Origin of the sequence: Dokdonella fugitiva, assembly GCF_004342425.1 — a bacterium.
In the GTDB taxonomy this organism is placed as follows: Bacteria; Pseudomonadota; Gammaproteobacteria; order Xanthomonadales; family Rhodanobacteraceae; genus Dokdonella_A; species Dokdonella_A fugitiva.
The window spans coordinates 1-287 of sequence record NZ_SLWQ01000009.1; positions in this window are offsets into that span (position 1 = coordinate 1).

Sequence of the window (287 nt, forward strand, 5' to 3'; positions counted from 1 at the left end):
GGGTACTCTCCGCGCTGCTCCAGCACCATCCGCACCGCTCGCTCGCGGACCTCGGGGCTAAACTTCTTCGACGTGTTCATGGCTCCATTCTCTCAAGAGTTGGAGCCTCCACGAATCCCGGGGCGGTTCACCTCAGGGAGAGTTTCCAGGAATCCGTGGACTCACTCTACGGGGGAAGGACCGGTGGGCGGACGCTTACGACAGACCCACATCGCCGCGCAAAAACAACACCGCCAGGCTGTGCCGGGCGGTGGGTGAGCTTATGCAGCTAGAGAAGAACGACAGTC